The sequence below is a fragment of the Acidimicrobiales bacterium genome, from assembly GCA_016794585.1.
In the GTDB taxonomy this organism is placed as follows: domain Bacteria; phylum Actinomycetota; class Acidimicrobiia; order Acidimicrobiales; family DATDAH01; genus JAEUJM01.
Genome location: JAEUJM010000044.1, coordinates 287,729 through 296,619 on the forward strand (window position 1 = coordinate 287,729; position 8,891 = coordinate 296,619).

General features: G+C 72.0%; 11 protein-coding genes. 4 read left to right on the forward strand and 7 right to left on the reverse strand.

What is annotated here, in order from left to right; all coding sequences use genetic code 11:
- Window positions 1-79 precede the first annotated feature (79 nt).
- Window positions 80-1,075, reverse strand: a complete 996-nt coding sequence (locus JNK12_23070) for an FAD-dependent oxidoreductase (protein ID MBL8778831.1) — start codon at window positions 1,073-1,075, stop codon at window positions 80-82.
- Between the two features lie 110 nt (window positions 1,076-1,185).
- Here JNK12_23070 and JNK12_23075 point away from each other — a divergent pair, with 110 nt between their 5' ends.
- A complete protein-coding gene (locus tag JNK12_23075) occupies window positions 1,186-2,760 on the forward strand; it encodes a phosphoglycerate dehydrogenase (protein MBL8778832.1) in 1,575 nt (524 codons plus the stop codon).
- A gap of 172 nt (window positions 2,761-2,932) precedes the next feature.
- Window positions 2,933-3,319, forward strand: a complete 387-nt coding sequence (locus tag JNK12_23080; GenBank protein ID MBL8778833.1) for an MmcQ/YjbR family DNA-binding protein — start codon at window positions 2,933-2,935, stop codon at window positions 3,317-3,319.
- 82 nt (window positions 3,320-3,401) lie between these two features.
- Here JNK12_23080 and JNK12_23085 read toward each other — a convergent pair whose 3' ends face one another.
- The 3 genes from JNK12_23085 to JNK12_23095 form a co-directional block, all read right to left on the reverse strand.
- Entirely contained in the window at window positions 3,402-3,986 is a 585-nt protein-coding gene (locus JNK12_23085; GenBank protein ID MBL8778834.1) for a hypothetical protein, read from the reverse strand.
- Window positions 3,983-4,336, reverse strand: coding sequence for a helix-turn-helix transcriptional regulator (locus JNK12_23090; protein ID MBL8778835.1), 354 nt, complete (start codon window positions 4,334-4,336; stop codon window positions 3,983-3,985). The genes JNK12_23085 and JNK12_23090 overlap by 4 nt, the downstream gene beginning before the upstream one ends.
- A gap of 165 nt (window positions 4,337-4,501) precedes the next feature.
- On the reverse strand, window positions 4,502-4,948 hold the full coding sequence (locus JNK12_23095) for a hypothetical protein (protein MBL8778836.1): 447 nt from the start codon (window positions 4,946-4,948) through the stop codon (window positions 4,502-4,504).
- Window positions 4,949-5,215: 267 nt separating this feature from the next.
- Between JNK12_23095 and JNK12_23100 the strand changes: the two genes are divergently transcribed.
- Window positions 5,216-6,775 carry a 2-isopropylmalate synthase gene (locus JNK12_23100; GenBank protein ID MBL8778837.1) on the forward strand — a complete coding sequence of 520 codons (1,560 nt, stop codon included), beginning with the start codon at window positions 5,216-5,218 and terminating at the stop codon, window positions 6,773-6,775.
- On the opposite strand, the gene JNK12_23105 is transcribed toward JNK12_23100, so the two are convergent.
- Genes JNK12_23105 through JNK12_23115 form a run of 3 tightly spaced genes read right to left on the reverse strand, consistent with a single transcriptional unit; the run spans window position 6,732 to window position 8,552 of the window.
- Window positions 6,732-7,775 carry an HTTM domain-containing protein gene (locus tag JNK12_23105; GenBank protein MBL8778838.1) on the reverse strand — a complete coding sequence of 348 codons (1,044 nt, stop codon included), beginning with the start codon at window positions 7,773-7,775 and terminating at the stop codon, window positions 6,732-6,734. The genes JNK12_23100 and JNK12_23105 overlap by 44 nt on opposite strands.
- Window positions 7,772-8,356 (reverse strand): hypothetical protein, encoded by a 585-nt coding sequence (locus JNK12_23110; GenBank protein ID MBL8778839.1) that lies wholly within the window; start codon window positions 8,354-8,356, stop codon window positions 7,772-7,774. The genes JNK12_23105 and JNK12_23110 overlap by 4 nt, the downstream gene beginning before the upstream one ends.
- A complete protein-coding gene (locus JNK12_23115) occupies window positions 8,331-8,552 on the reverse strand; it encodes an LPXTG cell wall anchor domain-containing protein (GenBank protein MBL8778840.1) in 222 nt (73 codons plus the stop codon). Before JNK12_23115 ends, JNK12_23110 begins: the two co-directional genes overlap by 26 nt.
- Window positions 8,553-8,574: 22 nt before the next feature.
- Between JNK12_23115 and JNK12_23120 the strand changes: the two genes are divergently transcribed.
- The coding region (locus tag JNK12_23120) for a hypothetical protein (protein ID MBL8778841.1) at window positions 8,575-8,891 on the forward strand (317 nt) is incomplete at its 3' end.

The following is an 8,891-nucleotide window of genomic DNA, read 5'->3' on the forward strand; positions in this document are numbered from 1 at the left end:
GACGAGCCGGACGCCCCCTGGTCGGAAGGGGCCTGACCGGCGCGCCGTCGACCCGGCGACCCTCCTCGAGCAGGTCGGGTCAGGCGCCGGTGACGGGGTCGACGCCGAGGCGCTTGAGGATCGTCGCTGCGGCCGCTTCGCCGGACAGCCAGGCGCCCTCGACACGAGGGCCTCCGAAGGCGTCGCCGGCCAGCAGCAGGGGGCCGGGCGACTCGGCCACGGTGACGCACCGGTTGGTCCAGACCACGCGCGGGGTGGCGTACTCCCACCTCGTGAGGTGCACGTCGCGGACCGTACGGCCGGCGAGGTACTCCTCGGCGGCGTCGAGGAGGTTGGCGATGGCCTTCGAGTCCGACTCGTTCCACAGGGCGCTCGACACGGCGGCGCTCGCGTGGAGGGTGAGGGCCGGCTCGTCGGAAAGCCCCTTGGCCTCGTTGTCGGCCACGAAGCTGAACGGGCCGACGTCGGGCTGGACCGCCCCGGGCCGAGCCACGGCCGGCGGTCCGTCGAGCACGGCCACCAGCGCCAGCGTGGGGTCGTATTGGATCCCCGGGAGGCCCTCCTGCTCGTCGTGGCCCAACGTCACGCCGCCGGCCTCGAGGATGCGCAGACTCTGGGGGACCGGCGCGGTGAGAAGTACCGCCGCCGCCTCGGTCGTCTCGTCCTCGCCGTCGAGGACCACCTGCCAGCGCTCGGTGCCGGCGATCACCACCCGCACGGGGCAGTCGAGGCGCACGGGGACCTCCCGGGCGAGGACCCGCGCCAGCTCGGCCATGCCGCCCCGGGCCACGAAGCGTGGGTAGCCGTCGGCGTTGCCGAAGCCGCGGCACCACTCGTAGACGAGGTCGTCGGCCAAGAGCAGGTCCACCCAGTCGGCGAACTTCCGGTTGCGGGTGGTGAAGAACTGGGCGCCGTGGTCGACGAGGGCGGGGCCTACGAGGCGGGTGCCGAGCCGGCCGCCCACCCACCGGTCACGCTCGACGACGAGCACGTCGAGGCCGGCGTCGCGCAGACGGTGGGCCGCGGACAGGCCGCTCAGGCCGGCGCCCACGACGAGCACGTCCACGCTGCTCACGCCGCTGCCACCCCTGCGGTCGCCCCCTGGTCCATGGGGCCGCACGGTAGTGCCGCGCCCGCCCCGATACGGGTTGGCGGCCCCTGCGGGGCAACGGTCAGGATTGGCCCATGGCCCGTGTCCTTGTCACCGAGAAGATCGCCGACGCCGGCCTCGACCGCCTCCGGGCCCAGGGCCACGAGGTGGACGTGTCGCTGGCGCCGTCCCCCGAGGAGCTGCTCGAGCTGATCAAGGGCGCCGACGCCCTCATCATCCGCTCGGCCACCACCGTCACCGCCGAGGTGCTCGAGGCGGGCGAGGACCTCAAGGTCGTGGGCCGGGCCGGCGTCGGCCTCGACAACGTCGACGTGCCGACCGCCACCAAGCGCGGCGTCATGGTCGTCAACGCGCCGCAGTCCAACGTCCTCAGCGCCGCCGAGCACACGGTGGCGCTGCTCCTGGCCCTCGCCCGCAACATCCCCCAGGCCCACGCCGCCCTCGTCCAGGGTCGCTGGGAGCGCAGCAAGTGGGAGGGCATCGAGCTGAGCGACAAGGTGCTCGGCGTCATCGGCCTCGGCCGCATCGGCAAACTCGTGGCGCAGCGGGCCTCGGCGTTCGGCATGCGCCTCGTCGCCTACGACCCCTTCCTCTCGCCCGAGCGGGCCAAGCAGCTCAACGTCGAGCTCATGGAGCTGGACGAGCTGGTGGCGGTGGCCGACTTCATCACCCTCCACGTGGCCAAAACCCCCGAGACCATCGGCATGGTGGGCAAGGAGCTGCTGGCCAAGGCCAAGCCGGGCCTGCGGGTCATCAACGTGGCCCGCGGTGGCATCGTCGACGAGGCGGCGTTGGCCGAGGCCATCGAGAGCGGCCACATCGGCGGCGCCGCCATCGACGTGTTCGAGACCGAGCCCACCACCGAGTCCCCTCTGTTCGGACTCGACTCGGTCGTGGTGACCCCCCACCTCGGCGCCAGCACCCGTGAGGCGCAGGACAAGGCCGGTGACACCATCGCCGAGCAGGTCGCCTTGGCGCTCGCGGGCGAGTTCGTCCCCTTCGCCGTGAACGTGAGCGCTGGCGAGGCCTCCGAGACCGTCCGCCCCTTCCTCGGCCTGGCCGAGCGTCTCGGCGAGCTGTTCGCCGGCCTGTGCGAGGGCGCCACCCCCGAGCTCGAGGTGGAGTACCAGGGCAAGCTCGCCGAGTCCGACACCCGCATCCTCACCCTGTCGGTGCTGAAAGGCCTCTTCGGCGGCTCGACCGAGGAGCCCGTCTCCTACGTCAACGCGCCGCAGATCGCCGAGGAGCGCGGGGTCGAGGTGCGCGAGACGTCGATGTCGGCGGCGCAGGACTTCGTGAACCTCATCACCCTCCGAGGGGCAGGGCACGCGCTCGCCGGCACCCTCGGTGGCGTCGACGGCCAGCCTCGCATCGTCCACGTGGACGGCCACACCGTCGAGATCCCTCCCGCTGACCACATGCTCGTCGTACGCAACGACGACCGCCCCGGGATGATCGGCCTCGTGGGCCAGACGCTGGGTGAGGCCGGGGTCAACATCGCCGACATGCACCTCGGTCGCTCGGCCGAGGGATCGGCGGCGATGATGGTGCTCGCCACCTCCGACGCAGTGCCCGGCGAGGTCGTGGCCGCGCTGGCCGCCTCCCCGGGGATCGACTCGGTCCACGCGGTCAACCGCCCCGGCACCTGACCCGGGCGGCTATCGCCCGTCGCGCCACCACAGGTCGGCGCCCGTCATCGGCGGGCGACGCCCCGGCCCGATCCCGGGGCGCGCCGGCTGCGTCCTGGAACCGTGGGTCACGCTCAGGAGCGGTCCTCGACTTCGTCGTCGCACGAGCCGTGCGGGTGGGCGAACATGGGGCGTGCCCTTTCCCGCCGACGAGGTGGCCGCCGCGCTGGCCGAGGTGCGCGGTGCGTGCCATGCGCTGCCCGAGGTGGAGGAGCGACCGAGCCACGGTGCTCCCACGTTCTTCGTGCGGGGCAAGAAGAGCTTCGTGATGTTCCACGACGACCACCACGGGGACGGTCGCCTCGCCCTGTGGGTGGCGGCGGCGCCGGGCGTGCAGGCCGAGATGGTCGACGAGGAGCCCGACCGCTTCTTCGTCCCGCCCTACGTCGGCCACCGGGGATGGCTCGGCGTGCGCCTCGACCGCTCGCCCGACTGGGCCGAGGTCGCGGGCATCTGTGCCGACGCCTACCGCCAGGTGGCGCCGAAGACGCTGGTGGCCCGCCTCGACGCCGACGGCTGAACAGCGCCGCCCACGGTGCCTGGCCGGCGCGGTGCGCCGGCCAGGCCCGGGTGCTGTGGGACCGGTGCGGGTTGAGCGGGGCTCAGACCGCGGGGGAGGGGCGCGGGGTGCGCCGCGCGGAGGCGATGGCGAGCACGGCCACGAGGACCACGACCGGCACGAAGACGGGCGCCATCCAGTAGAAGGTGGCGGCCGGCACCAGCGCCGCGACGATGAAGAGCGCCGCCGCGAGGGTCGGGCTGCGGTCGCGCTGGGCGAAGCCGACCGCGATCAGCCCCGCACCCAGCAGCAGGGGCACGGCGTAGCGCCAGCCGGCGCCGTCGGCGGTGACGACGCTGATGCCGGCGGCCAGCTCGAACGCGGCCAGCGCGACGAGGACGATGGTGGTGGTTCTACGGAGGATCACGGGCGCTGCTCCTGTGTCATGGCGTCTGGTCGACGCCAGGGCGGCCCGCCGCCAGGAGAGGTCGGCGGGGATGCCCCACAGCACCCGACCGAGGACGTTCCACTGTTGTGCCGGGCCGCTCCCGGCGAACTGGCGATGCTCGTAGAGATCGGACTCCAGCTCGTCGCGCCGGAAGCCGGCGACGGTGTCGTCCACCGCTCGCGTGTAGCGGCCGACCCACCAACGCGCCGCATGATCGGCCCAGGTCGCTGGGGCGGTCATCCCGCCACCGTGCCGGGATCGGTCGCCACCGTGCGGGCCGTCGGCTCCCCGTGCGCGGCGAGGGCGACGCGTCCCTCGCTGGTGATGCGGTAGAGGCGACGGCGAGGGCGGCCCTCGGCTTCTGCGAGGGCCGGGTCCTCCCACTGGCTCTCGACCAGGCCGCCGTCGTCCAATCGCCCGAGCGCCTTGTAGAGGGTGCCGTGGGCGGTGAGCCGCTTTGCCCCTCGTCGATCGGCCAACTCCTTGGCGACGGCGAAGCCGTGCAGGTCCCGGCCAGACCGGGCGGCGTCGACCAGGACGGCGAGGATGGCGGCCTCGAGGTCGAGCAGCGTTCCCGGTCGTCGGCGCATGGCTCGAACTTTAAAGGAAGATATCTTCCTGTCAAGAGCGAACCGAGCTCGACGGTCGTCCTGGCGCGTCGGACTGCGCCCATCGGTGCGTTCGATGTGCGGGTGCCGCTGGTCCGCGCCGTCGGGTGGAGGGCTGCGGCGGTGGCCGCGCCCTCGTCGCTCAGGTCAGTCGGCGGCGGGCGGCGCGGTGTCCTTCTTGGGCGCCGCCTTCTTCGTGGTGGCGGCCTTCTTGGCCGGCGCCTTCTTCGCCGCGGTCTTCTTCGCTGGGGCCTTCTTGGCGGGCGTCTTCTTCGCCGGGGCCTTCTTCGCGGCCTTCGTGGCCGCCTCGCCCTTCGCGAGCGCCTCGGCGGTGGCCGCCTCGGCCTGCTCGATGGCGGCCTCCTTGGCGGCGGCGGCCTCCTCCACGGCGGCCTGCTTGGCGGTCGTGGTGGAGGCGACATCGGGCCCGCCCGACGCCACCGGCGTCGTGTCGGTCAGCGGCTCCCACGAGTTGTAGGCGTTGCGGTCGACGACGGGGGCGGGGTGGCTGCGGTTCTGCAGCACCTTCACCACGACGGCGAGGATGCCGCCGACGATCGCCAGCTTGAGGAGGATGCGCAGGAATCGGGCCACGGGCCAAAACTACCCGGCCCGACTGGTCGGACCTTGACGGATCGTCGGTATCGTGCGACGGTCATGCGAGTTATGGAGTCCCGCCACCTGACCACCGACCTCCTGCTTATGTAGGGCGAGCGCCCCCATACCGGTGCTCGCCGAACCTCCTGTGCCTCCGGGCCAGGAGGTTTCTTGCTTTTCCGGCCCGGGTTCGCCCCGGCCGCCGCCGATCTTCCCCCACCCAACCACCACCCATCCACCAGCACCACGAAAGGCACAAAAGCCATGGCTGAACCGGTGATCATCTTCGACACCACGCTGCGCGACGGTGAGCAGTCGCCCGGCATCTCCCTCGACACGGGAGAGAAGCTCGAGATCGCCGAGCAGCTCGCGCGCCTCGGCGTGGACTACCTCGAGGCCGGGTTCCCCGTCGCCAGCCAGGGGGACTTCGAGGCCGTGGAGGCCATCGCCAAGTCGGTTCGGGGCCCGGTCATCACCGGCCTCTCCCGCACGGCCCGGGCCGACATCGACCGGTGCTGGGAGGCGGTGCAGCACGCCGAGCGCAGCCGCATCCACGTGTTCATCGCGACGAGCGAGACCCACATGAAGCACAAGCTGAAGATGACGCCCGACCAGGTGAAGTCCGAGGCCGCGGCCGCCGTCGCCCACGCCCGCCGGTACACCGACGACGTCGAGTTCTCCCCCGAGGACGCCTCCCGGTCGGGCTTCGACTTCATGTGCGAGGTGCTGCGGGTGGCCGTCGACGCCGGCGCCACCACGCTGAACATCCCCGACACCGTCGGCTACGGCATCCCCGAGGAGTACGCCGCCCGCCTGGCGAAGATCCGCGAGGTGGTCCCCGGCGACTACATCATCTCCACCCACTGCCACGACGACCTCGGCCTCGCCGTGGCCAACTCGCTGGCTGCGGTGAAGGCCGGCGCCCGCCAGGTCGAGGTGGCCATCAACGGCATCGGCGAGCGGGCCGGCAACGCTGCGCTGGAAGAGGTGGTCATGGCCATCCGCACCCGGTCGGACTACTTCGCCCTGCCCGACGGCACGCTGCTCGACACCAACGTGAAGGCGGAGGAGCTGGCCAAGACCAGCCGCCTGGTCTCCCGCCTCACCGGCTACCCGGTGCAGTACAACAAGGCCGTCGTTGGGCGGAACGCCTTCGCCCACGAGGCGGGCATCCACCAGCACGGCATGCTCGAGGACGCCAGCACCTACGAGATCATGGACCCCTCGGCCGTCGGCCAGGGCGAGACCCAGATCGTGCTGGGGAAGCACTCGGGGCGCCACGCCTTCGCCGACACCCTGGAGAAGATGGGCATCACCATCCAGGGCGACGCCCTCAACGCCGCCTTCGCCCGCTTCAAGGAGCTCGCCGACCGCAAGATCCAGCTCACCGACGCCGATCTCGAGGCCATCGTGGCCGAAGAGCTGGGTGGCCAGGTGGGCCGGGCCTTCGAGCTCAGCTCGATCGAGTTCCGGGGCAGCAACGTCGGCCCGGCCAGCTCGACGGTCGTGCTGGTGCGCGACGGCGAGAAGTCCGAGGCGACGGCCGAGGGTGACGGGATGATCGACGCCGCCTGCCAGGCCATCAAGGCCGCCACTGGCGTCGAGGGCACCCTCACGGACTTCAACGTGTCGTCGGTGACCGGCGGCGTCGACGCCCTCGGCGACGTCATCATCCAGCTCGAGTCCGACGGCGTCACCGTGTCCGGCCGGGGCGTGTCCACCGATGTCGTCGAGGCGTCGGCCCGGGCCTTCCTCAACGCCGTGAACAAGGTGGTCCGCATCACCGAGCGCGGCGAGACCCGCGAGCGGGTCGTCGGCCCGTAGCGAGCAGCGTCGGCGACGGGCCCACCAGGGCATCGACAACGCGCGCCCGGGGTGGCTGATCCGCCCCGGGCGCTGGGTCGAGCTCTCGGCGATCACGACGACGACGGTCACGCCGCCGCGCCGCCCAGGCGCTCAGCCCGTCCGGCGGGAGGAAGGCGAGGTAGAGCACGAAGACCGCGAACGAGAAGAACGCGATCCCGAAGGTCACGAGGAAGACCGCGTGCAGGATCGCACCTGCCGCCAGCACCTTGGGCCGTGCTCGCCGGTTCCACACGAGCACCCCGATGGCCAGCTCGAGCCCCAAGGCCACCCACGTGGCGACGTTCATCACGAGCGCGTCGGCCACGATGGGCTCGGGAACGGAGAAGTTGGCGATGTCGGTCATGCGCAGGGCGTAGGAGACGGCGGTGCCCTCGCGCCACGTCTCGCCCGGCACCTTGTTGAGGAACGAGAACACGTAGATCACCGACAGCTGCACCTGCATGAGCCGCAGTGCCCACGGCGCCCGGATCTGCGCCGACCAGAACGAGCCGTCGATGCGGCGGCGATCCATCGACAAGGCTGCGCCGCTCGGGGCGAGGACCAGGTAGAACGCCTCGAGCCGGATGAGGGCGTCGCCGGCGTTGAACACGAACGGGCTGCCGCGCTGGAACGACATCACGCCGACGAGCACCAGGCAGGCGGCGAGACGGCTGTGCCAACCGACGGCCAACATGACGGTGGCGAGGAGGAGCCCGGCCCAGACGGCGAGACGAAGGCCCGGGCCGCCGCCGAGGTCGAACAGCCCCCACTCGAATCCCGCGGTCGGGGACGACGGCGTGACGCTGCCGTCACCGAAGAAGGTGCCGAGGTGGGGAAGCAGCGAGAGCGTCCAGCCGAACACGAGCACGCCGAACGCGATTCGCACCACGCCCAGCGCGGCGGTGCTCTCCGGGAGGAACCAGAAGTCGCGCCACCGCCGGACGAAGCGCCCGGATGCGGCACCGTCGCTCGCCCTCACGGTGGGTCCTCCAGCACCTCGGTGTGGAGCACCTCGGTGGCGGGAGCCGCCGGTGGCGCACTGACCCCAGGGGCCGGGAAGTCCTGGACCGTCAGGACCATCGACACCGCGGCGGGGTAGTCCGACGGTTCGAGGATCTGGCGGGCGGCCCAGCGCACGACGCCGGCCCGTATCTCCGGGTGCCGGACGGCCTGTTCTTTGAGCTTGTGCCACCGATACCACGTGAACTGCGTGAGGGCGCCGCCCGACGGGAAGTCCCACACCCGTTCCTCGCCGCCCGCGGTCACGGCGTGGATCCGGACGGTCTCCGAGTTCCGGTACGGGTTCGGAGCGAACATGTACCACGACTGGTCCAGTCCGCTGGTCAGCGCCATCGGTTCGACGATGCCGACGACCTTTCGCCGGATCGCCGAGTCCGGCATCGACCACGCCACGACCGTGATCAGGATCACCGCGATGAGCACGCTGATCGCGATCTCGCCGGCCGGGCTGGCCTCGAGCCGCTCCTGGAGCGACGGGCGCGGCGTGCCGACCGGCCTCGTCGAGGCCACGGGGTCAGCGATCGGCGCTGTGCGATCCATCCGGCCGGAGCCGACGCCAGTCGTAGGCGAGGGCGGCGCCGGTGAAGACCAGCGTCAGCCCCAGGACCAGCAGGAGCAGCGGGTTGGCCGCCCCCGTGCGAGGCAGGGTCGTTCCCGTGTCGTCCGCCTCGAGGCCGGCGCCGGCGACCTCACTCGCCCCCTCGTCCGAACCGTTGGCCACGTCGTCGGGGAGCACACCGCCGGTGGACGGCGGCTCAGTGCCCGTGCTCCCGGAGGAGGTGGTTCCCGAGGAGGTGGTTCCCGAGCTGCCACCGGTCGACGTGCTGCTGTCGGTGCTCCCGCTCGAGCTGCTGGTGTCGGTCGACGAGCCCGAGGACGAGGTGCTGCTGTCCGTGGTGGCGCCTGAGCTGCTGGTGTCGGAGCTGGTGGCCCCGGAGCTGGTGCTGCTGTCGCTGGTGGCGCCGGAGGACGTTGCGCCCGAGGACGTGCTGCTGTCGCTGGTGGCGCAGGAGATGGTGGCGCCGGAGCTGGTGGCGCGGGAGGACGTTGAGCCCGAGGACGTGCTGCTGTCGCT